Source organism: Leclercia sp. W6 (assembly GCF_003336345.1).
Taxonomy (GTDB): domain Bacteria; phylum Pseudomonadota; class Gammaproteobacteria; order Enterobacterales; family Enterobacteriaceae; genus Enterobacter.
In genome coordinates, this window is record NZ_CP031104.1 from 1,519,579 (window position 1) to 1,545,256 (window position 25,678).

Here is a 25,678-nt window from a genome sequence, read left to right on the forward strand (position 1 = left end):
GAGATAGCGCAATTTTTGGTAAGACTGTAAAAAAACAGTTAACCCTGCAACAGACGAATCAATAGTGAGCCGTTATACATCGCATCCTTCACCAGCGCCGCGCCGGCCATCGTGCCCTGATTGGTGAACTGAGTACTTTCCACCATGATGTGCTTGCTGTAGGCCGGCAAGGACTGCTGGCGGATGGAGTCGGCGATTGCCGGGAAGAGCACATCCGATGCCTGGCTCAGGGGCGAGCCAATGAGGATTTTCTGCGGATTAAACAGGTTAACCATAATGGCAATGATCCGCCCGACGTTGGTGCCGACGCCGGTAATAATATCTTTTGCCAGTAGATCGCCCTGCTGCGCAGCGGCGCAGAGCGACTCGACCGTCAGGGGCTGGCCGTGTAGCGCGGAGCTCATCGACTGGCCGAGCCGGAGTTGGGCCAGCTCCAGCACGCTGTCAACGCTGGCAATAGTCTCCAGACAGCCGTGGTTACCGCAGTAACAGCGCTTGCCATAGGGATCGACCTGGGTATGCCCAATCTCCACCAGGCTGCTGCTGCCCGCGTGCAGCAGGCGGCCATCGGTGATCACCCCGGCCCCCACGTTGTGGTCGATCACCACCTGAATCACGTCCCGGGCGCCGCGAGAGGCGCCGAACAGCGCCTCGGCCATCGTCCAGGCGCTGATATCATGCTGAATATAGACCGGCACGCCGGTGTGATTTTTCAACACCTCACCCAGCGGCATCTCTTTGACGTCGTCGTAGAACGGCATCCGGTGGACAATTCCATTTTCCGTATCAATGATACCGGGCATGGTGATGGCAATGGCGGTGAGGCGTTCCAGCTTCTGCTGATGATGAATGAAGAATTGGTCGATCAGGGCGGTGATCCGCACTTCCAGCGGCTGGACAGCTTGCAGCTCCAGCGGCAGCCGATCTTCTACCACCAGCTTGCTGCTGAGATCGCGCAGCGCAAGGTAAATTTCACCGCGGCTGATGCGCAATGAGAGGTAGTGCCAGGCTTCGGTTTCCACCACCAACCCAACGGCCGGACGGCCACGACTGCCCGGCTCCTGAATTTCTGTTTCCTGCACCAGGTGAGCTTCGAGCATCTCACGCACAATCTTGGTGATACTGGCAGGCGCCAGTTGCGCAAGCCGAGAAAGATCGATGCGCGAGACCGGCCCAAGCTGATCAATCAGGCGATATACTGCACCTGCATTGGTCTGCTTAATCTGATCGATATGCCCTGGCTGACTATCAGCAACCACCACGTACTCCCTTATTTTCGCGCTTCGAAATAAACTGTGGGCTATGGTGAAGCACTTCTACAGTAATCGTCAAATTTTTACTTAGCCTTGTGATTTACAGCACATTTTTACCCGCTTTTTTTGCCGGTCAGCGACCCATTGCCGCGTTGATAAGCAGATCTTTGAACCGCTGTGCCGCCGCGCTGAGTTCATGGTGTTTTGACCATACCAGCCACATCTCTGAAACCGCGTCCGGTTCGGCGAGCGCCACCCAGCGCATCTCATGGAGCTGCAGCCGTCTGAACGAGGCCGGAAGGATCGATACCCCCAGCCCCGCCGCCACCAGTCCGATAATGGTCATCGCCTCGCCCACCTCCTGGGTAATCACCGGGTTTACCCCATAGCGCCGCAGTAATCCCAGGATGTCGTCGTACAGACCGGTGCCAACGTGCGGGTCAAAAAAGACAAACGGCTCCTGCGCCAGCTCCGTCACCGAGATTTCAGGCCTTGCCGCCAGGGGATGATCCCGGTGGATCATCGCCAGCAGCGGTTCGCGCAGCACCCGCTGCCAGGCCAGGGTATCCGGCAACTGAGTGTTACGCATCAGGCCGAGATCGAGCGAGCCTTCGCTGAGGGGGACAATCTGCTCCCGGGTGTTGATCTCTCGGGTCTGGATATGCACATCCGGCGACAGGCGGCGAAACGACGACAGCGTTTGGGAGATGGCGCTGATAAAGGGCGCGGAGGAGGTAAATCCGATGCGTAGCTCGCCGGTTTCGCCATGGTGCAGGCGCTCTGCCCGGGCAGCTGCCTCTTCCACCATGCTCAGGATCTGGCGGCTGTCCGCCAGAAATTGTCGCCCTGCGGGGGTCAGCCCGACGCTGCGGTTGGTGCGCGCCAGCAGGCGAGCGCCTACCTGCTGCTCAAGAACCTGGATTTGCTGGCTGAGAGGCGGTTGAGAGATATTGAGCCGCGCCGCCGCGCGCCCAAAATGCAGCTCCTCCGCGACGGCGACAAAGTAGCGCAGATGACGCAGTTCGATATTCATATTTTAAAAGTATCATTTGAGATTATTAATATATTAGACAGAATATTTACAATTTCCTACCCTGATCCCTGTGGTCATACCCGTCACCAGAAATCACGGGGATGTTGAAGCAAGGAACTTACGTGAGTCGTACAACAACGGCTGATATCGCCCCAATCAATGATATCGAACTCTCACCCAACAACGCGCAACCGGTTCGGTTTATCAAACGCGGCACCCCGCAGTTTATGCGCGTCACGCTGGCTCTTTTCTCCGCGGGGCTAGCCACCTTTGCCCTGCTCTACTGTGTGCAGCCGATCCTGCCGGTGCTATCCCAGGAGTTTGGCGTCTCCCCGGCCAGCAGCAGTATTTCCCTCTCAATCTCGACCGGGATGCTGGCGGTCGGTCTGCTCTTTACCGGGCCGCTCTCGGACGCTATCGGACGTAAGCCGGTGATGGTCACCGCACTTCTGCTGGCGTCGGTCTGTACCTTGCTGTCGACGATGATGACCAGCTGGCACGGGATTTTAATCATGCGCGCGCTGATCGGGCTTTCCCTCAGCGGCGTGGCCGCGGTGGGCATGACTTACCTCAGCGAGGAGATCCACCCCAGCTTTGTCGCCTTCTCGATGGGGCTCTACATCAGCGGTAACTCCATCGGTGGCATGAGCGGGCGGTTGCTGAGCGGGGTCTTTACCGATTTCTTTAGCTGGCGAATAGCGCTGGCGGCAATCGGCTGCTTTGCCCTGGCCTCCGCGCTGATGTTCTGGAAGATCCTGCCGGAGTCGCGCCATTTTCGCCCCACCGCGCTGCGGCCCAAAACGCTGCTGATTAATTTCCGCCTGCACTGGCGGGATCGGGGGCTGCCCCTGCTGTTCCTCACCGGTTTTCTGCTGATGGGCTCGTTTGTCACCCTCTTTAACTATATCGGCTACCGGCTGATGCTCTCGCCGTGGCATCTGAGCCAGGCGCTGGTGGGCCTGCTCTCGGTGGCCTACCTAACCGGCACATGGAGCTCCCCAAAAGCCGGGGCGATGACCACCCGCTTCGGGCGTGGGCCGGTAATGATCGTTTCCACCGGCGTGATGCTGGCCGGGGTTCTGCTGACGTTGCTCGCTAACCTGTGGGTGATTTTCGCCGGGATGCTGCTCTTCTCCGCCGGTTTCTTTGCCGCTCACTCGGTCGCCAGTAGTTGGATCGGCCCGCGCGCCCGTCGCGCCAAGGGCCAGGCCTCGTCGCTGTATCTGTTCAGTTACTATCTCGGCTCCAGCATCGCCGGGACGCTCGGCGGCGTGTTCTGGCATCAGTATGACTGGAATGGCGTAGGCGGGTTTATTGCGCTGATGTTATGTGGGGCGCTGGTGGTGGGGGCTAATCTGCACAAACGATTGCATTAATGTGACGTGACCTCGTGTTTCGCCCAACCTGATGGTACTTTTAGCTATCAGTTGATGCAGACACGAGGTCTTAATGGAAAAGAATAACTATCAGCAACTCACCCGCACCTTCCAGCGTCTCTCCCGCTTCTCCCATCTCTCCGCCATCGCCGGCTGGGACATGCTTACTATGATGCCTGCAGGCGGCAGCGCCGCGCGGGGTGAAGCGCTGGCAGAGCTGAGCGTCCTGCAGCATCAAATCCTGACCGATAAAAACGTGGCTGACTGGCTGCATAACGCCGAAAGCGAAGATCTTAACGACGTTGAACAGGCCAACCTGCGAGAGATGAAACGCCACTATCAGCAGGCTGCGCTGCTGCCGGAATCGCTGGTTGAAGCCAAATCGCTGGCGGGCAGTAAATGCGAGCATGCCTGGCGCACCCAACGTCCCGCGAACGACTGGCAGGGTTTTGCCGTCAACCTGAAAGAGGTGGTGAAACTGAGCCGGGAAGAGGCCCGTCTGCGCGCCGAGGCCAAAGGCTGCACCCCTTACGACGCGCTACTGGATATCTTCGAGCCGGACATGACCAGCGCCCGGCTGGACGAGCTGTTTGGCGATCTCAAAACCTGGCTGCCGGATCTGCTGGCGCAGGTGGTCGAGAAGCAGGCGCAGCAATCCTTCGTGCCGCCGCAGGGCCCGTTCCCGACCGCCATTCAGCGTGAGCTGGGGCTGGAGGCGATGAAGAGCCTTGGGTTCGACTTTAACGCGGGCCGTCTGGACGTCAGCGCTCACCCATTTTGTGGCGGCGTGCCGGAAGACGTGCGCATCACCACCCGCTACAACGAAGACGAACTGCTGAGCGCCCTGTTTGGCGTGATCCACGAAACCGGCCATGCGCGCTATGAACAGAACCTGCCGCGCAACTGGCTTGGTCAGCCCATCGCCCTGGCGCGTTCTACCGCTATCCACGAATCCCAGAGCCTCTTCTTTGAAATGCAGCTCGGACGCAGCAAGGCGTTCCTCAACCACCTGCTCCCGGCCGTTCATGAGCGTTTCGGCACCCAGGCGGCCTTTACACCTGAGAATTTTGTCGCCTGGAACCAGCGGGTGAAGCCTGGCTATATCCGCGTGGATGCCGACGAAGTGAGCTATCCGGCACACGTGGTGCTGCGCTATGAAATTGAGCGGGCGCTGATCAACGGTGAAATCGAGGTGGAGGACATCCCGGCGCTGTGGGATGAGAAGATGCAGGCCTGGCTGGGCTTATCAACAAAAGATAACTACCGCAACGGCTGTATGCAGGATATCCACTGGACCGACGGCGGCTTTGGCTACTTCCCGTCATACACCTTAGGTGCCATGTACGCCGCGCAGCTGTTCAGTGCGGCCAAAACCGCGCTACCGGGGCTGGACGCATCCATCGCCGCCGGGGATTCCAGCGCCCTGTTCGACTGGCTGCGCCAGAACATCTGGCAGCACGGCAGCCGCTTCACCACCGCCCAGCTGATTGAGCAGGCGACCGGAGAAGATCTCAACAGCCGTTACTTCCGCGATCATCTGACCTCGCGCTATCTGTAATCCCCCTACGCCGGGTCATCGACCCGGCGTTGTACATATGGTTACACGCCGATACCAATCACTCACGGAAGCCCCGAAATTTCAGGGATATAGTTCTTTCAACGGCCCCGCAGTGGGGTTAAATGAAAAAACCAATTCGAGGGTAAGATGATGAAAAAGGTATTAGCTCTGGTTGTTGCCGCTGCTATGGGTCTCTCTTCTGCTGCATTCGCCGCTGACGCTGTTGCCAACTCCGCGGCTCCGGCTGCCACCTCTACCGCGGCTCTGGCGGCGAAAACCGTGCAGCATAAAAAACACAAAAAAGCCGCTGTACAAAAAGCGCAGACGGCTAAAAAGCACCACAAGAAAGCTGTGAAAAAAGAAGAGGCCGCACCTGTAGCCCAGAAAGCGCAGGCTGCGAAAAAACACCATAAAAAAGCAGTGAAACACGAAGCTGCTGCTCCAACCGCAAAACCGGCTGCATAAGCCCGCTTAGCTTAACGTGTCCGCGACGGGCACGTTGGTCATCGGCGCTGTACCGGCAAGGTGGCAGCGCCGTTTTTTTATCCGGAGGGCGTTATGTTGCAGCGCTATCGGTTTGAGTTAATTCTTGTCACGCTTATTTTATGCGCACTTGTCGCGGGTGTGTTTTATATTTCCTGACTGTAGTACGCTGATTTTACTCCCGCTTTCGCGCTGTCCCGTCTATAGTTAATTACCAGGGTTCATATTTAATAATCATAATTAATCCCTTTAGAGTGTGATATGCGTAAATCTGTTGCGATTGTGCTGGGAACATTTTTTCTCTTTTCTGGATTAAGTCATGCGGACGATGGCGACAACGAGGCCGCGAACGCCAAAGAAATTCAAACGCTGTTTTTTGGTCATGACGATCGCACGCGTGTCGCCGATCCGTCCCGCGCGCCGTGGGAAGCCATTGGCCAGCTGGAGACGGCCAGCGGAAACCTCTGTACCGCCACCCTCATCACCCCTCGACTGGCGCTGACCGCCGGACACTGTCTGCTGGTGCCGCCGAAAGGTAAACCGGATAGGGCCGTTGCCCTGCGCTTCATCTCGCAAAAGGGGAGCTGGCGTTATGAGATCCACGGCATTGAAGGCCGCGTCGATGCCTCGTTAGGCAGACGGCTGAAAGCCGACGGCGATGGCTGGATTGTGCCGCCCTCTGCCGCCTCGTGGGATTTTGGTCTCGTAGTATTGCGCAACCCGCCGTCGGGTATCACCCCGCTACCACTGTTTGCCGGGGATAAAGCGGAGCTGACTGCCGCCCTGAAAGAGGCCGATCGCAAGGTGAGCCAGGCGGGATATCCGGAAGATCATCTGGATGTGCTGTACACCCATCAGGACTGTATCGTCACCGGCTGGGCGCAAAATAGCGTGCTGTCCCATCAGTGTGATACCCTGCCCGGCGACAGCGGATCGCCGCTGATGCTGAATACCGCCGCAGGCTGGCAGCTTATCGGCGTTCAGAGTTCGGCCCCGGCGGCGAAAGATCGCTGGCGGGCCGATAACCGCGCCCTGTCGATCACCGGTTTTCGCGACAAGCTGTCAGAGCTGGCTCAGGAGTGACTTAACACTGGCGCTGCTGGCGTAGCGCCATAATCGCCTCTATCGGCATCGGCTGACTGTACCAGTAGCCCTGGAGCTGATCGCAGCCCGCCAGACGCAGCAGCTTCATCTGTTTTTCGTTCTCCACCCCTTCTGCGACCACCGTCATCCCCAGCGCGGTGGCAATGCGCACCGTACCGCTCACCAGCGCCGAGGCCTGTTCGTCATGATCCACCAGCCCGGCCAGGGATTTATCTATCTTGATGGTATTGAAGTTAAAGCGGCGCAGATAGCCGATACTGGAGTAGCCGGTACCGAAATCGTCCAGCGCCACCGCAATACCCTGCGCCTTAAGATTATTGATGGCTGAGCGTGCCCGCTCGGGATTTTCCAGCACGTAGGTTTCGGTTACTTCCAGCTGCAGGCGCGTAGGGGGAAAGCGGCTGAGGGCCAGCGCACCTTCCACTTTGGCTTCAAACTCGGGATCGCGAAACTGCGCCGGGGAGATGTTGACCGAGAGTTTCAAATCCGTGTACGGCTCCAGGTCCTGACAGGCCCGGCTGAGGACAAACTGCCCCAGGCCATAAATCAGACCGCTGGTTTCGGCGACGGTAATAAACTCATCCGGCGCCAGTGGCCCCTGGGGACGCCGCGGCCAGCGCACCAGCGCTTCCACGCCGACCATTTTCTGGCTGCGGGCATCGATGATCGGCTGATACCAGACGTCAAACTCATTATGTTCCAGACCATGACGGATCTGCCCCTCAATCGCCAGCCGACGCTCGCGCACGTTGTTCAGCTCGGCATCATAGTGCGTCACCCGCCCCTTGCCGGTAATTTTTGAGTGGTACATAGCAATATCGGCGCGACGGAACAGCTCGGTGCTGGTGCACTCCACCAGCGTGCCGCTGGCGATGCCGATACTGGCGCCAATGTGGATGGAACGCTCACCAACAATGATGGGCGAGTGGAGATAATCAAGCACAAAGCCGGCAAACGCCGAGGCGAGCGCTTCGGCGTTGTCGCCCCCGATAGTCATGGCAAACTCATCGCCGCCCATCCGGGCCAGCATGCCGTCTTTGGGCACATTGTCGCGCAGCGCGCCCGCGATGATGACGATCAGCGCGTCGCCCACCTCATGGCCATAGATATCATTGACGTCCTTAAAGCCGTCGAGATCGATAAACACCACGCTTTTACGGTCGGTATCGCCGCGCTGGCTCACCCGCTCCAGCTCTTCAATCAGCGCCCGGCGGTTGGGTAGATGACTCAGCCAGTCGGTGCGCGCCACCGATCGCGCCAGCGTCTCCCCCCGCGCCAGTTTATACAGCCCCACGCAGCTGAAGAGGATAAACAGCAAAATCAGCGCCGCGGTGAGCAAGACGATCTGCGTGATGTCGAGGGAGGCCGCTTTCGCCGCTGCGGCCCCCGGCAGGCGCGGCTGCCACGAGAGATAGCCCAGCACTTCCCCGGACGAGCTTTTTAGCGGCACGCTGACGTCGCTCACCCGCTCTGGCGTAAAAGTCAGGTTGTCGATCTGAAACGTATTCCCGAGATCGCGCAGGATTTGTGGGTTAATGTGGCGGGTGATCACCAGAAAACGACGGGTATTATCCCCCACCCGCAGGCTGCCAATCGTCGGGCGGATCAGGCCAACACCAACAAAAGCTATCCCCGCCCGGGTACGGGTGATCCCGGCGTAGATATTTTTATCTGAGCGCAGGGCGTTGGTATGCATAAGGATGAGCGATTTTAAACCGTCGCCAAAGAAGTCGAGGTTTTTTTCAGCGAAGGGCTGGCCCTGGAACGATCCCCACAGCACCCGAAACCGTTCGTCGAGTACAAAGGTGCCGTCATAGAGATTATTCACCTTATAGCCCGCGCCCCAGGTGTTGTAGAGCCAGTCGATGTCGAGCGCCGGGCGATAGGCCTCCCGCACGGCATCGTCCCAGACCGCGTTATCAATCACCAGCGACCAGACCCGGTTCACCGATGTCTGAATCGCGCCCTCTACCGAGAGCGCGGTGCGCTGCTCGTCGATTTCGTTGGCTTTACTGCTGATAAGGTTGAGGGAGAGATAGAGCAAGGCGACCACAGAGAAAATTAAGCCGACCCCTGCCATGAAGATCATGGCAAACAAGGTCCTGGCAGAAGGAATTTTATGCCAGCTTAAAGGGTTACGCATTCAGTCACCGTCCTTTTTTATGCCCTCCGTCTAAGCGTAATACAGGAGATAAATTTCGCTGCCTGTAATGACAGGCAGCGACGTTATCAGGCCAGTTTTATCATGATCATTCCGGCGAGGAGGAGCACCAGGCCAATCCACCCTTTTTGATTCAACCGCTGTCCGAAGAGGATCCAGCCTGCGGCAAGCGTTGCCGCAATACCAAACCCGCCCCACAGGGCATACGCAACCGACAGATCAATCCCCTTCACCGCCTGTGACAGCGCGCTGAAGGCGCCCAGTACCGCGGCAATCGACAGCAGGCCGTAGGTTTTGCGGCGAAAACCGTCTGAGAATTTGAGCAGAACGTTGGCAATAATTTCGAGCACGATAGCAAAGCCTAACCAGGCGGCATGGATCCACTCAAACTGCTGCATGGGTCACCTCCGCACGCGGTTTTGCCGGTTTTCGGGTGCCGGATTTAATTAATATGATGCCCGCCACCAGCGTCGTCAGACCGGCCATTTTCATCAGGGAAAGCGACTCATCAAACAGCATCACGCTGAACAACGTAATTAACAAAATACCAATACCTTCCCATAACGCATAGGCCACGCCCAGGGCGATTTTTTTAACCGCAAAACTGAGGAAAATATAGGACAGCGCAATCATCGACAGCATTAAAATATAGCCGCTGTGACTGCCGGTCACGCTGGCCCATTTCATGGAGAGGGTGCCGGTTATTTCAGCAACGATAGCAAGACCTAAGAGGATCCAGTAAAACATCTTTTTCTCCTGCTTGAGAATATAATCCTTCGCGGCTCGCCAGTAACGGCAGCCGGATAAAAAAAACGTAACAGATTAGCCGGACGCAATGCGCCAGCTCAGGCAGAGAGAGGGTCTACAGCGCGTTGCGCCAGTGTTGCTCGCCAGACATAAGGCAAAAAGAGGAGAACAGAGCGGGAGTGATTTTTGATAAAACGGTACTGAACAGATTGTCCATAAAATTACAATTATCTGCGGTGTTGCTTCTCGTCATTGCAGATGAAAATTGTCTCCGGTAGTTAAACACAGCTGATTTCTACCATAAGCCAGGATTTTACTCAAAGTTTTTTCATTTCTTTACCCTCATCGTTTGCGTTTGGTTAATTTATTAAACGTGCTGCACCGTTAGAATAAATATAAAGGACATTATCAGGAGCCAGCATGGCGAAACCCATTATTACCCTCAACGGATTAAAAATAGTCATCATGCTTGGCATGCTGGTGATTGTACTGACCGGGATCCGTTTCGCGGCGGATATTATCGTGCCCTTTATCCTGGCGCTGTTTATCGCCGTGGTGCTTCAGCCTGTTGTGCGAAGACTGGTGCGGCTTCGTCTGCCACGCGTGCTGGCTATCACCCTGCCGATCCTGCTTATCGTGGTGCTGATGGCTTTGCTGGTGGCTTATCTTGGCACCTCGCTGAATGAACTGGCCCGCACCCTGCCGCACTATCGCACCTCGCTGGCCGTTCCGCTGCTGCATCTTGAACCCTGGCTACAGCGGGCCGGGATTGAAGTGTCGATGGAAGAGCTGCTGAAATATATTGACCCCAATGCCGCCATGACGCTGGTAACTGCCCTGCTGGCCCAGCTCTCCAGCGCCATGACCTCCATTTTTCTTTTGCTGCTGACCGTGGTCTTTATGCTGCTGGAGGTGCCGCAGCTACCAGCGAAACTCCAGCCGCTGATGACCCGGCCGGTGGAAGGCATGGCTGCCATCCAGCGCGCCCTTGACAGCGTGTCGCACTATCTGGTGCTGAAGACCGCCATCAGTCTGGTGACCGGGCTGGTGGTGTGGGGGATGTTGGCGGCGCTGGAAGTACGGTTTGCCTTCGTCTGGGCGCTGCTGGCCTTTGCGCTGAACTATATACCCAACATCGGTTCGGTGCTGGCCGCCATTCCCCCTATTGCCCAGGTGCTGGTCTTCAGCGGTTTTTACGCTGCGCTGGTGCTGCTGGCAGGCTATCTGCTGTTGAACCTGATCTTCGGCAATATCCTCGAGCCCCGCGTGATGGGCCGCGGGCTGGGTCTCTCCACCCTGGTGGTCTTTTTGTCGCTGATCTTCTGGGGCTGGCTGTTGGGTCCGGTTGGCATGCTGCTGTCGGTGCCCCTGACCATTATTGCGAAGATTGCGCTGGAGCAGACTCAGGGCGGCAAAAGCATTGCCCTGCTGCTCAGCGATATGAGCCGGGAAACGTGACGGTTAGCCAAACTCCAGCACCGGCTTGCGGGTTCGTCCCGCCTGGCGGTAATGGGCAAGCGCCGACTGCCAGTCGGTAAAAGGCAGTAGCGTCGTGTCACTGTAATGGCTGGCGACAAGCCATAACCAGATATCGCGAAATGTGGCCTGCCACGCCTCAGGTGCGAGCGCATCCAGATAGTTGCGGATATGAAACCAGTGCACCGACGGAAAGTGACGCTGTAATGCAAAGGGCTGACCGGAGAGCAAACCGTAGCAGATAAAGGCGGCGCTTTTGTCCATCGCCCCCAGGATTGCCAGCGCCAGCTCGCCGCCGGTGGCGTCATAGACGATATCGCTGGCCGCAGCGAGGGCACGCACGCTGTCTAGCTCGTGCTGGGCAACGGGGATAATCCCCATCGCCCGCAGCCGATCTGCGTGTACCGCCGAGCGGTGAATGCCATAAACCTCGGTTGCGCCCTGCCGCCGCGCCCACTGCCCCAGCAAAATGGCGCAATCCGAACCAGCGGCCGTCAACAGCACCCGTTTCCCCTGTGGGGGATAGAGACTGAGCATCAGCCAGGCCGCCAGCGGATTGATGAACGCCCGCGCCGCCAGCGAGTCAGGAATGGTATCCGGAACCGGGATCGCAAGCGTCGCCGGGCAATCCACATACTGCTGCCAGGTGCCTTCCCCGCGCAGGGGCAAAACCCGCTTGCCGATAAGCGCCGCCGCGCTGTCCGGCGCGGCAATCACTCGCCCTACGCCTTCGTATCCGGCAACGGCAGGCAGGGTAATGCGATGGCGGTAAGCGCCCGTAATGGGGATCAGATCCGACGCGTTGACCGGCGCCATCAGCATCTGCACCCGAAGATATCCCGGCTGCAGCGGCGCTTTTATCGCCGTTTCCCGCCGCAGAACAGTCTCAGGCTCACCAAACTGGCGATAGCATAAAGCGGTGTTTTCCATACGCTAACGGCTGCGTTTGGCGTGACGCTCAAAGTTTTCCTGCTTCGCTTCACCTGATTTACGCAGCGCGACGTAACAGGCGCCGCTGCCGCCGTGGTGCGGCTGGGCGACGCAAAAGGCCTGCACCGCTTCAAACTCCGTTAACCAGCGCGCCAGATAACTGCGCACGATGTTGGCGTGAGAATTGTCGTCGCGCCCTTTACCATGAATGATAATCAGGTTGCGCAGACCGTCACGCTCCGCCTGACGGATAAAGGTGTAAAGCTGCTGGCGGCACTGCTCAACGGGCTGGCGCAGCAAGGTCAAGCTCGCCTGACGCGGATATTTACCCGAGCGCAGCTTGTCGATAACCCCCTGTTGTACCCCTTCACGATGGAAAGCCAGCTGCTCGGCCAGAGGGATCACATCCAGAAAGCCGGTGGTCAGAAAGTTATCAAGCTGGGTAGTATCCACAGGCTGGCGGGTGCGCGTGGTCCGCGCTGGCTGCCAGTGGACCTCAGCACAGCGCTTGAGGGGCTGGACATCCTCCATCGCATCGAGAAAAAGCGATTTATCTTCTGGGTTCATGGCATCCTCCTGCTTAGCTGACAGGCTACTATACCTCCCCCCTTACCCTGGCTCAATGCGGCGTTGCCCTGTCTGCACGGCCTAAAGACAACCGATAAGAAAATAATAATAAATACAGTTATTTTAATTGGTAATTAAACCTGCCTGAAGTTTATTTTTATTAATGGTAAAGTTTATGACTTAGGTAAAACTTTTAAAAACCAGGCGCTTTCTTATCTGTATTATTGTCAGGAAATGATATATACAAAGGTATCTGCACTATGGAAACAATAAGCAGAGTCGCATGTGGAGCAATGCTGTGTGTACTGTGGGGTCTGTTGGATGTCGACAGGCTCCATTTTTTTAACCTTAATGTGGTTAAGAAATAACCTGCCGGGCGTGGCGTCTGAATTGTGTGATTAAAGATGCAGTCAACGGCGTTTGTCGTGAATCCCTTCTTTGAATGAGGTAATAGGTGGCTTTTGGTAGAGGTTCTTTAACCGGGATCATGACCAGACGCTGCGCCAGCAGCGGGTCGCAGCCTAACTCCTGCGGCAAAATGCTAAGAAAATCACTGTGCGCCACCAGGCTGATACTTGACGAAAAGGTTTCACATACCACGCCTATATGCGGGATCTGTTCGCGATGAGAAAACATCTCTTCCAGCTGCTTATAATAACTGCCGCGGGGTGTTGGCATTGTCCAGCTGTATTTCAGTAACTCATTAATTGATTTAGCGCCAGTCGCCGGATGACCTTCGCGACAAAATATCGCAAACGGTTTCTCAAACAATTTTTCAAACGTAAATTCATGATCATAAGGCCCCTGATAATAGGTATTTATGGTGAAATCGAGTTCGCCCTGACGTAATTCATTAATCATCGAAACTAATTGTCCCTCCATAATTCGCACTTTGACCTGGGGGTGCTGCTGATGGAAGCGGGTGATAACCGCGGGCATTAGCAAACGAGCAATACTGGCGCCCATGCCAATATTAATCTGCCCCGCTTGCTGGCCCTGTCGCTGACGAATATCATCCTGGGCGCTGCGCAACTCTTCGAGGATCAGACTGGCATGCTGATAAAAACTCTCTCCGCACTCGGTGAGGGTCACCCCTTTACTGCGGCGGATGAACAACTGCGCCGCGATGCCCTCCTCCAGCTCTTTAATCGATTTGGTCAGCGCCGGTTGCGACAGGTTCAGTACCCGGCTGGCTCCCCGAATGCTTCCCTGTTTTGCCACTTCCACAAACGCCCGCAACTGGTGAAATTTAACCTGAAATGTCATGTCGGCACCGATAACCGTTGTTTATCAGAGAAAAGAAACTGTCATCTACTGTAATGGAATTGATTGTGCCAGGGTAAGCCACGAACGGTTAAATCTGTGAAAAAACGGTTGGTGATAAGTAAAAACTATCACAGTGTGAAGCAGTTCACATATTCTAATGATGACAGGAAACGATATGCATACACTGGCGCAGGACCTGAAGGCCCTCTCCCCCCAACTCATCGCGTGGCGACGCGATTTTCACCATTTTGCTGAATCCGGATGGGTGGAGTTCCGCACCGCGGCAAAGGTCGCAGAGATACTGGATCAGCTGGGCTATGACCTGGCGATGGGCCGGGATGTGGTCGATGCCGACAGCCGGATGGGCCTGCCTGACGATGCCATCCTGGCAGAAGCCTTTGCCCGCGCCCGTCAGCAAGGCGCGCCTGAAAAATGGCTTGGCGCCTTCGAAGGCGGGTTTACCGGTATTGTCGCCACGCTGCAAACGGGCCGCCCCGGGCCGACGCTGGCGTTTCGCGTGGACATGGACGCGCTGGATCTCGATGAAGCCCGCGACAACGACCATCTACCTTTCCGGGAAGGTTTTGCCTCCTGTAACGGGGGCATGATGCACGCCTGCGCCCACGATGGGCATACCACCATTGGCCTTGGACTGGCGCATCTGCTAATGCAGTACCGCGAGCAGCTCAACGGCACTATCAAACTTATCTTCCAGCCTGCCGAAGAGGGTACCCGCGGCGCACGGGCGATGGTGGCAGCCGGCGCGCTCGACGGCGTGGACTATTTCACCGCCATCCACATTGGTACTGGCGTCCCTGCGGGCACCGTCATCTGCGGCAGCGATAACTTTATGGCCACCACCAAATTCGACGTGCGCTTTACCGGCGTGGCGGCACATGCGGGCGGCAAACCTGAAGAGGGACGCAACGCCCTGCTGGCCGCTGCCCAGGCGGCGATTGGCCTGCACAGCATCGCCCCGCACAGCGAAGGTGCGTCGCGGGTTAACGTCGGCGTGATGCAGGCGGGCAGCGGCCGTAACGTCGTGCCCGCCAGCGCCCTGCTGAAAGTAGAGACCCGCGGCGAGAGCGAAGCGATTAACAACTACGTCTTTGCGCGCGCCAAAGCGGTGATAGACGGTGCAGCGGCGATGTATGGCGTCAGCAGCGAGTTGCGGCTGATGGGTGCAGCCACCTCCAGCACGCCGTCCCCGGCATGGGTGAACTACTTACGCGAGCAGGCGCAACAGGTGGCTGGCGTTGAGCAGGCCATCGATAAGGTGATAGCCCCTGCCGGCTCGGAAGATGCCACCCTGATGATGGCCCGGGTCCAGCAAAACGGCGGGCTTGCCTCCTATATGGTATTTGGCACCACCCTCAGCGCCGGACATCACAACGAAAAATTCGACTTCGATGAGACGGTGATGTTGATTGCCATCGAAACCCTGGCGCGTACCGCGCTTAACTTTCCGTGGACGCGAGGTGTGTAATGTCGTCAATTTACCGTTTTGTTGAGGATGCCATCGACACCCGCGCGCAGCAGTTTACCGCCATTGCCGATGCGATCTGGGATCACCCGGAAACCCGTTTCGAAGAGTTCTGGTCTGCCGAACGGCTTGCCAGCGCCCTGGAAGAGACGGGCTTTACCCTGTCCCGCGAGGCAGGTGGCATACCGAACGCCTTTATTGCCAGCTACGGCGAGGGGAAACCGGTTATTGCCATTCTCGGTGAGTATGACGCCCTGGCAGGATTAAGCCAGCAGGCGCACTGCGCCACCCCGCAAAGCGACACCCCGGGGGCCAACGGCCACGGCTGCGGGCATAACCTGCTCGGCACCGCCGGGCTGGCGGCCGCGGTGGCGGTAAAAAGCTGGCTGGAGCAGCATGGCGGCAGCGGTACCGTGCGCTTTTACGGCTGCCCCGGCGAGGAAGGCGGATCGGGAAAAACATTTATGGTGCGCGAGGGGCTGTTCGACGATGTGGATGCCGCCGTTACCTGGCACCCCGAAGCGTTCGCAGGCATGTTTAACGTCAGCACCCTGGCCAACATCCAGGTGGCATGGCGTTTTCACGGCACCGCGGCCCATGCGGCCAACTCCCCGCATCTTGGCCGTAGCGCGCTGGATGCCGTCACCCTGATGACTACCGGCACCAATTTCCTTAATGAACACATTATTGAAAAAGCCCGGGTCCATTACGCCATCACCGATACCGGCGGCATCTCCCCGAACGTGGTGCAGGCGCAGGCGGAAGTGCTCTATCTGATCCGCGCCCCGGAGATGGCCGACGCGCAGCAGATCTATGAGCGTATCGAAAAGATTGCCCAGGGCGCGGCGCTGATGACCGAAACCACCGTGGAGCGACGCTTTGAAAAGGCCTGTTCCAGCTACCTGCCTAACCGGACGCTGGAGGCGGCCATGTACCGCGCCGTTCAGCATTACGCTACGCCAGAGTGGAGCGACGAGGAGCGCGCCTTCGCGGCGGAGATCCGCGCCACGCTGAGCGACAACGATCTGCAGAACAGCCTGAAAAATATCGCCGCAACCGGGGGTGAAGCGGGTAAAGCGTTTGCCCGCCGCCATCAGCAGACCCTGCTGATTGACGAGGTGGCTCCTTATGCCATCACCGATAACGTGCTGGCGGGCTCCACCGACGTGGGGGATGTGAGCTGGAAAATGCCGGTTGCCCAGTGCTTCAGCCCCTGCTTTACCGTGGGCACACCGCTCCATACCTGGCAGCTGGTTGCCCAGGGCCGCACCTCCATCGCCCACAAAGGGATGCTGCTGGCGGGTAAAGTGATGGGCGCAACCGCCCTGGCGCTTCTTCAGGATCCGGCGCTGCTGGCCGCCTGCCGCGAGGAGTTTACTCAACAAATAACTGAAAAACCGTACGTTTGCCCGATCCCAGAAAACGTGACACCGTCACCTTTAAAATAATAAAACACAACAACACAACACTCCCGAGGAACGCCCATGAGTATGTCATCCATACCTTCGCATTCCCCTACCGGCAAGCTCTATGGTTGGGTTGAAAGGATCGGCAATAAAGTGCCCCATCCTTTCCTGCTATTTGTCTATTTGATTGTGATTTTGATGGTCGCAACCGCCGTTTTGTCAGCTTTTAACGTCAGCGCCCGTAATCCGGCTGACGGCAGCATGGTGGCGGTAAAGAACCTGCTCAGCATTGAAGGTCTGCACTGGTTTTTACCGAACGTGGTCAAAAACTTCAGCGGCTTCGCACCGCTGGGGGCCATCCTGGCGCTGGTGCTGGGGGCGGGTCTGGCTGAACGTTCCGGCCTGCTGCCTGCGTTGATGGTCAAGATGGCCTCCCACGTCAGCGCGCGTTACGCCAGCTATATGGTGCTGTTTATTGCTTTCTTCAGCCATATCTCATCGGATGCCGCGCTGGTGATCATGCCCCCGATGGGAGCGCTGATCTTCCTTGCGGTGGGAAGGCATCCGGTGGCGGGTCTGCTGGCAGCCATCGCCGGGGTCGGCTGTGGCTTTACCGCCAATCTGCTGATCGTCACCACCGACGTGCTGCTCTCGGGCATTAGCACCGAAGCGGCAAAATCCATCGATGCTGCGATGCACGTCAGCGTGATCGACAACTGGTACTTTATGGCCAGCTCGGTGATTGTGCTGACGATTGTCGGGGGGCTGATCACCGATAAGATCGTTGAGCCGCGTCTCGGCAAATGGCAGGGCAGCAGCGATGAAAAGCTGGAAGCGTTAACGCCAGAGCAGCGCCGGGGGCTGCGGGTGGCCGGGGTGGTGTCGCTGCTGTTTATCGCCGCCATCGCGCTGATGGTGGTGCCGGAAAGCGGCATCCTGCGCGATCCGGTGAAGCATACCGTGCTGCCTTCGCCGTTTATTAAAGGTATTGTGCCGCTGATCATTCTCTTCTTCTTTGTCGTCTCACTGGCCTACGGCATCGCCACGGGCAAGGTGCGTCGTCAGGGCGATCTGCCTCAGCTGATGATTGAGCCGATGAAGGAGATGGCCGGGTTTATCGTGATGGTGTTCCCGCTGGCGCAGTTTGTCGCCATGTTTAACTGGAGCAATATGGGCAAATTTATGGCGGTGGGCCTGACCGATATTCTGGAGAGTGCCGGGCTGAGCGGCGTGCCGGCGTTTGTGGGCCTGGCGCTGCTGTCGTCACTGCTGTGCATGTTTATCGCCAGCGGTTCGGCCATCTGGTCGATTCTGGCCCCCATCTTCGTGCCGATGTTTATGCTGCTAGGGTTCCATCCGGCGTTTGCGCAGATCCTGTTTCGCGTGGCGGATTCATCGGTGATCCCGCTGGCGCCGGTCTCCCCCTTTGTACCGCTGTTTTTAGGCTTCCTGCAGCGCTATAAGCCCGAGGCGAAACTGGGTACCTACTATTCGCTGGTCCTGCCGTATCCGCTTATCTTTTTAGGGGTATGGTTGCTGATGCTGGTGGCGTGGTATCTTGTCGGCCTGCCTATCGGGCCAGGGGTCTACCCGCGACTGAACTAAGGAATGTGCCAGATGCTGAGATTACTCGAAGACAAAATTGCAACGCCCCTCGGGCCGCTGTGGGTCATTGCCGATGAGCAATTCAACCTGCGCGCCGTTGAGTGGGAGGAGCACAGCAACCGGATGGTGGAGCTGCTGAATATCCACTACCGGGCGCAAGGCTACGAGCGTATTAGCGCCAGTAATCCGGGCGGGCTGAGCGAAAAGCTCACCGCCTGGTTCGAGGGCGATCTCAGCATTATCGACACCCTGCCAACCGCCACCGCAGGCACCCCTTTTCAGCGTGAGGTGTGGCAGGCGTTGCGTTCCATTCCCTGCGGCCAGGTGATGCATTATGGGCAGCTGGCCGCACAGCTTGGTCGCCCGGGCGCGGCGCGTGCCGTCGGGGCGGCAAACGGCTCCAATCCGGTCAGTATTGTGGTGCCCTGCCATCGCGTTATCGGACGTAACGGCACCCTCACCGGCTATGCTGGCGGGGTGCAGCGCAAAGAGTGGTTACTGCGTCATGAAGGCTATTTACTGCTGTAGTTCCAGGCTTTTAGTGCTTAATATTCCTTAAGTTAGTCGAAATATCCGCAACCAAGTTGTGGAATTTCAAGAAGATGCTAACACATTCACGCTCCTTGTCCTTATTGATGGTTTCCCCCAGGCTTACGCAGGGTCAAAAAAGATGTTAAAATTGACCAATATCAATTAAGGCTTGAGCATACCTATGATCCCGGAAAAGCGAATTATTCGACGCATTCAGTCTGGCGGTTGTGCTATCCATTGTCAGGACTGCAGCATCAGCCAGCTCTGTATCCCGTTTACCCTGAATGAGCACGAGCTTGATCAGCTTGATAATATTATCGAGCGTAAAAAGCCGATTCAGAAAGGGCAGACGCTGTTCAAAGCGGGAGACGAACTGAAGTCGCTGTACGCTATCCGCTCTGGCACCATCAAGAGCTATACCATCACCGAACAGGGCGACGAGCAGATCACCGGCTTCCACCTGGCGGGCGACCTGGTCGGCTTTGACGCTATCGGCACCGGTAACCATCCGAGCTTCGCCCAGGCGCTGGAAACCTCAATGGTTTGCGAAATCCCGTTTGAAACCCTGGACGATCTGTCAGGCAAAATGCCTAACCTACGTCAGCAGATGATGCGTCTGATGAGCGGTGAGATCAAAGGCGATCAGGATATGATTCTGCTGCTTTCCAAAAAGAATGCAGAAGAACGCCTGGCCGCGTTTATCTATAACCTCTCCCGTCGTTTCGCCGAACGTGGTTTTTCACCGCGTGAGTTCCGTCTGACCATGACCCGTGGTGATATCGGTAACTACCTGGGCCTGACCGTTGAAACCATCAGCCGTCTGCTGGGTCGTTTCCAGAAAAGCGGCATGCTGGCGGTAAAAGGTAAATACATCACCATTGAGAATGGTGAAGCGCTGGCGGTGCTGGCGGGCCACTCGCGTAACGTCGCATAAATTCATCTGACTGCTGTATGCCAGATCGGTAATTTTACTGATTTATTGATCTGGCAAAACTTCCCCTCTGTTTCATTTTATATATATAGGTTACTCTTTTACTTACAGACTGTGGTGACAGTAGTAAGGAGACCTGTATGGCAAAGTATCAAAACATGCTGGTGGCCATCGATCCTAATCAGGACGATCAACCGGCGTTACGACGAGCTGTCTATTTACATCAACGGATTGGTGGCAGAATCAAAGCGTTTCTGCCGATATATGACTTTTCTTACGAAATGACCACCCTTCTGTCGCCTGACGAACGTACCGCTATGCGTCAGGGCGTGATCAGCCAGCGTACGGCCTGGATCCGCGAACAGGCAAAATTCTATCTTGATGCCGGTGTACCCATTGAGATTAAGGTGGTGTGGCATAACCGTCCGTTTGAAGCCATCATCCAGGAAGTGGTGAGCGGCGAACACGATCTGCTCCTGAAAATGGCCCACCAGCACGACAAGCTGGAAGCGGTGATTTTCACGCCGACCGACTGGCACCTGCTGCGTAAATGCCCGTGCCCGGTGTGGATGGTTAAAGACCAGCCGTGGCCGGAAGGCGGTAAAGCGGTGGTGGCGGTCAATCTTGCCAGCGAAGAGAACTACCACAACGCCCTCAACGAGAAGCTGGTCAAAGAGACGCTCTATCTCGCCGAGAAGGTCAACCATACCGAAGTCCACCTTGTTGGTGCCTATCCGGTTACGCCCATCAACATTGCCATCGAACTCCCGGAATTTGACCCAACCGTTTATAACGATGCCATCCGCGGCCAGCATCTGCTGGCGATGAAATCCCTGCGGCAAAAATTTGGTATCGATGAAAAACTGACCCATGTCGAAAAAGGGCTGCCTGAAGAGGTGATCCCCGACCTGTCCGAGCATCTGCAGGCCGGTATCGTGGTGTTAGGCACTATTGGCCGCACCGGTATTTCAGCCGCCTTCCTCGGCAACACCGCCGAACAGGTGATCGACCATCTGCGCTGTGACCTCCTGGTCATCAAGCCCGATCAGTACCAAACCCCGGTCGAACTCGACGACGATGAAGACGACTAAATGTAAAAAAGCCCGCCAATTGGCGGGCTTTTTTTCTAACTCTCGGTGGCGGGCTGTGTCGAAGGCTGTGCGCTGTCGCCCTCTTTCATCCACGGCGCATGCAGCACCATGCTCGGCAGGGCCAGTTTTACCCCCTCCTCATTCAGGCTCTCCAGGATACGGATATTGATCTCCTGCTGGATATCCATGTATTTGTTGTAATCCGCGGTGTTGACGATATGCACCACCTCAAAGGTGAGACGGTCTTTGTCAAAACCGAGCAGATGGGCACGGTCGAAACGCGTTTCGCCGATATCGGTGATGATTTTTTTCACGTTATCGCCAATGATGCGCAGCTTCTCAGGCGGCGTATCGCTGGCGACGCCGAAGGTAAAGACGATACGGCGCGTCTGCATACGCTTATAGTTGTGCAGCGTTTGCTGAAGCAGGATCGCATTTCCGCAGACAATCTGCTCCCCGCTCAGGCTGCGAATACGCGTCGTTTTAAGACCGATATGCTCCACCGTCCCGGCCACGTCGTTAAACACCACGAAATCGCCAATTTCAAAGGGTTTATCGAACCCTATCGATAGCGAAGCGAAGACGTCGCTCAGGATAGTTTGCACCGCCAGCGCAATGGCGATACCCCCCACCCCCAGGCTGGCAACCAGCGCCGTGATATTAACGCCCGCATTGGCAAGAATAGAGAGCAGCATCACTGACCAGACAATCGCCCGCAGGATCAGGCCGGTGATCACCAGCGTCACAGGATTTTTATGGCTTCCCGGCGCCAGCATCACGTGTCGTAGCCAGGAGACTACCCCCTGATCCATCCACAGCGCCACCTGAATCGCCAGCACCAGGAACCAGGCGTGGCTGAGAGTGCCGGAGAGGCGGTCAGGAAGTTCCACGAAGCGCAGGCTGATAAGAAAAGCGACCACAAAGAGCATGACCCGGCTGGTTCTGTTCAGCATCTCGGTGAGGATCAGCTGCATCCGGCGTGTGGTGGGATGCTTATCGCCCCAGTTGGTGATCCCCTTGTGTACAAAGGTGATGATGCGCTTCAACAGCCAGTAAACCAGAAGCGTCACCACCACCACGGTACCAAAGCCAATCCAGAACGTGGGGGTCATCATGAGCGCCAGAAAATCGAAGTGGGACAAAAACCGCATTATCTCTCCTCCCTTTACACAAAGTTAAAAGTATAGACAGATGGAATACATTGGCGGCAGAAATAAGAAAACCGCCCTGTTGGGCGGTTTGATCAATGTGGATAAGAGAGGCTTACAGCGCTTTTAAGATCGCATCCACGCTGGCCTTGGCATCGCCAAACAGCATGTGGGTGTTCTCTTTAAAGAACAGCGGGTTCTGGACGCCTGCGTAACCGGTGTTCATGGAGCGTTTAAAGACGATAACGTTCTGCGCCTTCCACACTTCCAGAACCGGCATACCGGCGATCGGGCTCTTCGGATCGTCCTGTGCCGCCGGGTTGACGGTGTCGTTGGCGCCGATAACCAGCACGGTGTCGGTGTCAGAGAAGTCGTCGTTGATCTCATCCATCTCCAGCACGATATCGTAAGGCACTTTCGCCTCTGCCAGCAGCACGTTCATGTGGCCCGGCAGACGCCCGGCAACCGGGTGAATACCAAAGCGCACCTTGATGCCGCGGGCACGCAGACGTTCGGTGATTTCCGCAACCGGATACTGCGCCTGCGCTACCGCCATGCCGTAGCCTGGGGTGATGATAACCGTGTGCGAGTTTTTCAGCATGTCAGCGGTCTCTTCCGCGCTGATTTCACGATGCTCACCCACCTCTTCGTCACCGCCGGAAGTTTGTCCGTCGGTACCAAAGCCCCCGGCGATCACGCTGATGAACGAACGGTTCATCGCTTTACACATGATGTAGGAGAGGATCGCACCGCTGGAACCCACCAGCGCACCGGTGACGATCAGCAGGTCGTTGCTCAGCATAAAGCCCGCCGCCGCCGCCGCCCAACCGGAGTAGGAGTTCAGCATGGAAACCACCACCGGCATATCGGCACCCCCGATAGAGGCCACCAGGTGCCAGCCGAATGCCAGCGCGATGATAGTCATCACCAGCAGCGCCAGTACCTGCAAGCCCACGCTGTCGGTGCGCACGAAAACTACCATCAGCAGAAACGACACCACCAGCGCGGCGAGGTTCAGCTTGTGACGGTTTGGCAGCATCAGCGGTTTAGAGGAGATTTTGCCGCGCAGCTTACCGAACGCCACGATAGAACCGGTAAAGGTCACCGCCCCGATGAAGATGCCAAGGAACACTTCGGTCAGGTGAATATTGACCAGAATCGGATCCATCCCCGGCTCGTGATAGAGGTAGCTGTTAAAGCCAACCAGTACCGCCGCCAGACCGACGAAACTGTGCAGGATCGCCACCAGTTCCGGCATCTCGGTCATTTCAACGCGTTTGGCAAGACGAATACCAATCGCACCACCGATGATCATCGCCACCAGGATCCACGCGACGTTGCCGGTGTCCGGTCCGAAAATCGTGGCAATCAGCGCAATCGCCATCCCGGCGATACCAAAGTTATTGCCCTGCTGCGACGTTTCATGCTTTGAAAGCCCCGCGAGGCTGAAAATAAACAGGACCGCGGCAACAATGTATGCAGCGGTAACTAATCCTCCAGACATAGGTTACCCCTTATCCCTTACGAAACATTTTCAGCATGCGCTGAGTCACGGTGAAACCACCGAAAATATTGATACTGGCGATCAGTACCGCGATAAAGCTCAGGAAACTGACCCAGCCGCCGTGACCAATCTGCAATAATGCTCCGACCACGATGATCCCGGAGATGGCGTTGGTAACCGACATCAGCGGCGTATGCAGCGCATGGGAAACGTTCCACACCACGTAGTAACCCACCACGCAGGAGAGCGCAAAGACGGTGAAGTGGCCGAGGAACTCTTTCGGCGCCACGTCTGCCAGCCAGCCAAAGAGAATAATGGCCAGCGCCATCAAGGCGTACTTACGCCACGGCGAAGCGGGTTTTTCAGGCTCTTTCGGGGCTGGGGCAGCCTTGGCGGCGGCCTGCGGCTGCGCGGAAACCTGAATCGGCGGTGCCGGCCAGGTGATCTCACCCTCGCGGACCACGGTGACGCCACGCACGACGACGTCCTCGAAATCAACGGTGATCGTGCCGTCTTTCTCTTTGCAGAGCAGCTTCAGCAGGTTCACCAGGTTGGTGCCGTAGAGCTGGGAGGACTGGGTTGGCAGGCGGCCCGGCAGATCGGTATAGCCGATCACCTTCACGCCGTTAGCGGTGGTGGTGACCACACCCGGAACGGTGTATTCGCAGTTACCGCCGTTTTGCGCGGCCAGATCGACGATCACGCTACCGGCCTTCATGGAGTCGACCATTTCGCGGGTGATCAGTTTCGGTGCCGGTTTGCCCGGAATGAGCGCAGTGGTGACAATGATGTCCACCTCTTTCGCCTGGGCGGCGAACAGCGCCATCTCGGCTTTAATAAAGGCTTCGGACATCACTTTGGCGTAGCCGTCGCCGCTGCCCGCCTCTTCTTTGAAGTCCAGTTCCAGGAACTCGGCGCCCATACTCTGCACCTGTTCTTTTACTTCCGGACGGGTATCAAAAGCACGAACGATCGCGCCGAGACTGTTCGCCGCACCAATGGCGGCCAGACCGGCAACGCCTGCGCCAATCACCATGACTTTCGCGGGTGGGACTTTACCCGCAGCGGTGATCTGGCCGGTAAAGAAGCGACCAAACTCATGTGCCGCCTCGACGATGGCGCGATAACCGGCGATGTTCGCCATAGAGCTCAGGGCATCCAGCGACTGCGCACGCGAGATACGCGGCACAGAGTCCATCGCCATGACGGTGACGCCGCGCGCCGCCAGCTTCTCCATCAGTTCCGGGTTCTGGGCTGGCCAGACGAAGCTCACCAGCGTGGTGCCCGGATTGAGCAGCGCGATTTCATCCTCTTCTGGTGCATTGACCTTCAGAATGACATCCGAATGCCAGACGTTTGCGCCGTCTACAATCTCTGCGCCCGCCTGAACAAACGCCTCGTCATCGAAACTTGCCAGCTTGCCTGCGCCGCTTTCAACCGCGACGGTAAAACCCAGTTTTAGGAGCTGTTCCACCGTTTTTGGTGTCGCTGCTACACGGGTTTCATTGGCAAACCGTTCTCTTGGTACCCCAATACGCATAGTAATCCCTTCCATCGGTTTTTGATGATGGTTTGTCGAATATTCATCACGGATATATAACGACAGCAACAGGCGTTAACCTGCCGCTCACGACTATCCGCAGAAAATAAAACAGTAACAAACTTTCTATAACCTACTGAAAATACCGCCTGTGATCCACAGCAAGAAAACACTTTTTATGCCTTTAACTGTCAAAAATAAGTGATCTGCATCTCTGACAGGCATATCTACCTTTATTTCGTCGCCAGGGCCGATGTTTAGCTCAGTCGAAGCGGTAAAAACACGATATAGCGCCAGCTAGAAACAACTTATTAACATTAAATCAACTTGTGAAAGTTATATGCTTTATTAGTTTTAGTGGTCAAACGGGTATTTTTTCAACATATCTCTAAAGGTTATGGAAATTGATCGCCCCCCTGCTGCGCGCTGTAAAAAATGGCGCAGACAGCAGAGGGTGTTAAATGCAATAATCGTCAACGTTTTCA

22 protein-coding genes are annotated in these 25,678 nt (G+C 56.8%); 11 read left to right on the forward strand and 11 right to left on the reverse strand.

The features are described 5' to 3' along the window. Positions 1-38 precede the first annotated feature (38 nt). Both mlc and DVA43_RS07425 read right to left on the reverse strand, forming a co-directional pair. Positions 39-1,259, reverse strand: coding sequence for a sugar metabolism global transcriptional regulator Mlc (mlc, locus tag DVA43_RS07420; RefSeq protein WP_114317096.1), 1,221 nt, complete (start codon positions 1,257-1,259; stop codon positions 39-41). A gap of 127 nt (positions 1,260-1,386) precedes the next feature. Next, positions 1,387-2,286: a LysR family transcriptional regulator gene (locus DVA43_RS07425; RefSeq protein WP_114315132.1), complete on the reverse strand. Its 900-nt coding sequence runs from the start codon at positions 2,284-2,286 to the stop codon at positions 1,387-1,389. Between the two features lie 122 nt (positions 2,287-2,408). Here DVA43_RS07425 and DVA43_RS07430 point away from each other — a divergent pair, with 122 nt between their 5' ends. From DVA43_RS07430 to DVA43_RS07445, 4 genes are all read left to right on the forward strand, one after another. After that, complete coding sequence (locus DVA43_RS07430; RefSeq protein ID WP_114315133.1) at positions 2,409-3,662, forward strand: MFS transporter; 1,254 nt, start codon at positions 2,409-2,411, stop codon at positions 3,660-3,662. 73 nt (positions 3,663-3,735) lie between these two features. After that, positions 3,736-5,220: a carboxypeptidase M32 gene (locus DVA43_RS07435; protein WP_114315134.1), complete on the forward strand. Its 1,485-nt coding sequence runs from the start codon at positions 3,736-3,738 to the stop codon at positions 5,218-5,220. A 150-nt stretch (positions 5,221-5,370) separates the two neighbouring features. After that, complete coding sequence (gene asr / locus DVA43_RS07440; protein WP_114315135.1) at positions 5,371-5,685, forward strand: acid resistance repetitive basic protein Asr; 315 nt, start codon at positions 5,371-5,373, stop codon at positions 5,683-5,685. Between the two features lie 279 nt (positions 5,686-5,964). Then, positions 5,965-6,786 (forward strand): serine protease, encoded by an 822-nt coding sequence (locus tag DVA43_RS07445; RefSeq protein ID WP_114315136.1) that lies wholly within the window; start codon positions 5,965-5,967, stop codon positions 6,784-6,786. Between the two features lies 1 nt (position 6,787). On the opposite strand, the gene DVA43_RS07450 is transcribed toward DVA43_RS07445, so the two are convergent. The 3 genes from DVA43_RS07450 to mdtJ form a co-directional block, all read right to left on the reverse strand. Then, positions 6,788-8,950 (reverse strand): EAL domain-containing protein, encoded by a 2,163-nt coding sequence (locus DVA43_RS07450; protein ID WP_114315137.1) that lies wholly within the window; start codon positions 8,948-8,950, stop codon positions 6,788-6,790. 86 nt (positions 8,951-9,036) lie between these two features. Beyond that, positions 9,037-9,366, reverse strand: coding sequence for a multidrug/spermidine efflux SMR transporter subunit MdtI (mdtI, locus tag DVA43_RS07455; RefSeq protein WP_114315138.1), 330 nt, complete (start codon positions 9,364-9,366; stop codon positions 9,037-9,039). Then, positions 9,353-9,715: a multidrug/spermidine efflux SMR transporter subunit MdtJ gene (mdtJ, locus tag DVA43_RS07460; RefSeq protein ID WP_114315139.1), complete on the reverse strand. Its 363-nt coding sequence runs from the start codon at positions 9,713-9,715 to the stop codon at positions 9,353-9,355. The genes mdtI and mdtJ overlap by 14 nt, the downstream gene beginning before the upstream one ends. A 420-nt stretch (positions 9,716-10,135) precedes the next feature. On the opposite strand from mdtJ, the gene DVA43_RS07465 reads away from it, so the two are divergent. After that, a complete protein-coding gene (locus DVA43_RS07465) occupies positions 10,136-11,173 on the forward strand; it encodes an AI-2E family transporter (RefSeq protein WP_114315140.1) in 1,038 nt (345 codons plus the stop codon). Positions 11,174-11,176: 3 nt separating this feature from the next. Here DVA43_RS07465 and DVA43_RS07470 read toward each other — a convergent pair whose 3' ends face one another. From DVA43_RS07470 to DVA43_RS07480, 3 genes are all read right to left on the reverse strand, one after another. After that, a complete protein-coding gene (locus DVA43_RS07470; protein ID WP_114315141.1) occupies positions 11,177-12,121 on the reverse strand; it encodes a zinc-dependent alcohol dehydrogenase family protein in 945 nt (314 codons plus the stop codon). A gap of 3 nt (positions 12,122-12,124) precedes the next feature. Then, complete coding sequence (smrA, locus tag DVA43_RS07475) at positions 12,125-12,688, reverse strand: DNA endonuclease SmrA (RefSeq protein ID WP_114315142.1); 564 nt, start codon at positions 12,686-12,688, stop codon at positions 12,125-12,127. A 357-nt stretch (positions 12,689-13,045) separates the two neighbouring features. After that, a complete protein-coding gene (locus tag DVA43_RS07480) occupies positions 13,046-13,954 on the reverse strand; it encodes a LysR family transcriptional regulator (RefSeq protein ID WP_114315143.1) in 909 nt (302 codons plus the stop codon). Positions 13,955-14,129: 175 nt separating this feature from the next. On the opposite strand from DVA43_RS07480, the gene DVA43_RS07485 reads away from it, so the two are divergent. The 6 genes from DVA43_RS07485 to uspE all read left to right on the forward strand — a co-directional run bounded on the left by DVA43_RS07485 (position 14,130) and on the right by uspE (position 21,001). After that, positions 14,130-15,440 carry a M20 family metallo-hydrolase gene (locus DVA43_RS07485; protein ID WP_114315144.1) on the forward strand — a complete coding sequence of 437 codons (1,311 nt, stop codon included), beginning with the start codon at positions 14,130-14,132 and terminating at the stop codon, positions 15,438-15,440. Continuing rightward, positions 15,440-16,885: a M20 family metallopeptidase gene (locus DVA43_RS07490; protein ID WP_114315145.1), complete on the forward strand. Its 1,446-nt coding sequence runs from the start codon at positions 15,440-15,442 to the stop codon at positions 16,883-16,885. Before DVA43_RS07485 ends, DVA43_RS07490 begins: the two co-directional genes overlap by 1 nt. Positions 16,886-16,921: 36 nt before the next feature. Beyond that, positions 16,922-18,448, forward strand: a complete 1,527-nt coding sequence (gene abgT / locus DVA43_RS07495) for a p-aminobenzoyl-glutamate transporter (RefSeq protein ID WP_114315146.1) — start codon at positions 16,922-16,924, stop codon at positions 18,446-18,448. Positions 18,449-18,460: 12 nt separating this feature from the next. Next, positions 18,461-18,976 (forward strand): methylated-DNA--[protein]-cysteine S-methyltransferase, encoded by a 516-nt coding sequence (ogt, locus tag DVA43_RS07500; protein WP_103824528.1) that lies wholly within the window; start codon positions 18,461-18,463, stop codon positions 18,974-18,976. Positions 18,977-19,160: 184 nt separating this feature from the next. Next, positions 19,161-19,913: a fumarate/nitrate reduction transcriptional regulator Fnr gene (gene fnr, locus DVA43_RS07505; protein ID WP_032617879.1), complete on the forward strand. Its 753-nt coding sequence runs from the start codon at positions 19,161-19,163 to the stop codon at positions 19,911-19,913. Between the two features lie 137 nt (positions 19,914-20,050). After that, positions 20,051-21,001: a universal stress protein UspE gene (uspE, locus tag DVA43_RS07510; protein WP_114315147.1), complete on the forward strand. Its 951-nt coding sequence runs from the start codon at positions 20,051-20,053 to the stop codon at positions 20,999-21,001. 35 nt (positions 21,002-21,036) lie between these two features. On the opposite strand, the gene DVA43_RS07515 is transcribed toward uspE, so the two are convergent. The 3 genes from DVA43_RS07515 to pntA form a co-directional block, all read right to left on the reverse strand. Then, positions 21,037-22,152 carry a mechanosensitive ion channel family protein gene (locus DVA43_RS07515; RefSeq protein WP_114315148.1) on the reverse strand — a complete coding sequence of 372 codons (1,116 nt, stop codon included), beginning with the start codon at positions 22,150-22,152 and terminating at the stop codon, positions 21,037-21,039. A 112-nt stretch (positions 22,153-22,264) separates the two neighbouring features. Continuing rightward, on the reverse strand, positions 22,265-23,653 hold the full coding sequence (pntB, locus tag DVA43_RS07520; protein WP_114315149.1) for a Re/Si-specific NAD(P)(+) transhydrogenase subunit beta: 1,389 nt from the start codon (positions 23,651-23,653) through the stop codon (positions 22,265-22,267). Positions 23,654-23,663: 10 nt separating this feature from the next. Further along, positions 23,664-25,193: a Re/Si-specific NAD(P)(+) transhydrogenase subunit alpha gene (gene pntA / locus DVA43_RS07525; protein WP_103179413.1), complete on the reverse strand. Its 1,530-nt coding sequence runs from the start codon at positions 25,191-25,193 to the stop codon at positions 23,664-23,666. Positions 25,194-25,678: the final 485 nt, after the last annotated feature.

Bases quoted from the DNA above. Each gene is read 5' to 3' on its own strand.
- DVA43_RS07425 (WP_114315132.1), bottom strand. From the start codon at position 2,286: ATGAATATCGAACTGCGTCATCTGCGCTACTTTGTCGCCGTCGCGGAG.
- DVA43_RS07435 (WP_114315134.1), top strand. From the start codon at position 3,736: ATGGAAAAGAATAACTATCAGCAACTCACCCGCACCTTCCAGCGTCTC.
- asr (WP_114315135.1), top strand. From the start codon at position 5,371: ATGAAAAAGGTATTAGCTCTGGTTGTTGCCGCTGCTATGGGTCTCTCT.
- DVA43_RS07445 (WP_114315136.1), top strand. From the start codon at position 5,965: ATGCGTAAATCTGTTGCGATTGTGCTGGGAACATTTTTTCTCTTTTCT.
- DVA43_RS07450 (WP_114315137.1), bottom strand. From the start codon at position 8,950: ATGCGTAACCCTTTAAGCTGGCATAAAATTCCTTCTGCCAGGACCTTG.
- mdtI (WP_114315138.1), bottom strand. From the start codon at position 9,366: ATGCAGCAGTTTGAGTGGATCCATGCCGCCTGGTTAGGCTTTGCTATC.
- mdtJ (WP_114315139.1), bottom strand. From the start codon at position 9,715: ATGTTTTACTGGATCCTCTTAGGTCTTGCTATCGTTGCTGAAATAACC.
- DVA43_RS07465 (WP_114315140.1), top strand. From the start codon at position 10,136: ATGGCGAAACCCATTATTACCCTCAACGGATTAAAAATAGTCATCATG.
- DVA43_RS07470 (WP_114315141.1), bottom strand. From the start codon at position 12,121: ATGGAAAACACCGCTTTATGCTATCGCCAGTTTGGTGAGCCTGAGACT.
- smrA (WP_114315142.1), bottom strand. From the start codon at position 12,688: ATGAACCCAGAAGATAAATCGCTTTTTCTCGATGCGATGGAGGATGTC.
- DVA43_RS07480 (WP_114315143.1), bottom strand. From the start codon at position 13,954: ATGACATTTCAGGTTAAATTTCACCAGTTGCGGGCGTTTGTGGAAGTG.
- DVA43_RS07485 (WP_114315144.1), top strand. From the start codon at position 14,130: ATGCATACACTGGCGCAGGACCTGAAGGCCCTCTCCCCCCAACTCATC.
- DVA43_RS07490 (WP_114315145.1), top strand. From the start codon at position 15,440: ATGTCGTCAATTTACCGTTTTGTTGAGGATGCCATCGACACCCGCGCG.
- abgT (WP_114315146.1), top strand. From the start codon at position 16,922: ATGAGTATGTCATCCATACCTTCGCATTCCCCTACCGGCAAGCTCTAT.
- ogt (WP_103824528.1), top strand. From the start codon at position 18,461: ATGCTGAGATTACTCGAAGACAAAATTGCAACGCCCCTCGGGCCGCTG.
- fnr (WP_032617879.1), top strand. From the start codon at position 19,161: ATGATCCCGGAAAAGCGAATTATTCGACGCATTCAGTCTGGCGGTTGT.
- uspE (WP_114315147.1), top strand. From the start codon at position 20,051: ATGGCAAAGTATCAAAACATGCTGGTGGCCATCGATCCTAATCAGGAC.
- DVA43_RS07515 (WP_114315148.1), bottom strand. From the start codon at position 22,152: ATGCGGTTTTTGTCCCACTTCGATTTTCTGGCGCTCATGATGACCCCC.
- pntB (WP_114315149.1), bottom strand. From the start codon at position 23,653: ATGTCTGGAGGATTAGTTACCGCTGCATACATTGTTGCCGCGGTCCTG.
- pntA (WP_103179413.1), bottom strand. From the start codon at position 25,193: ATGCGTATTGGGGTACCAAGAGAACGGTTTGCCAATGAAACCCGTGTA.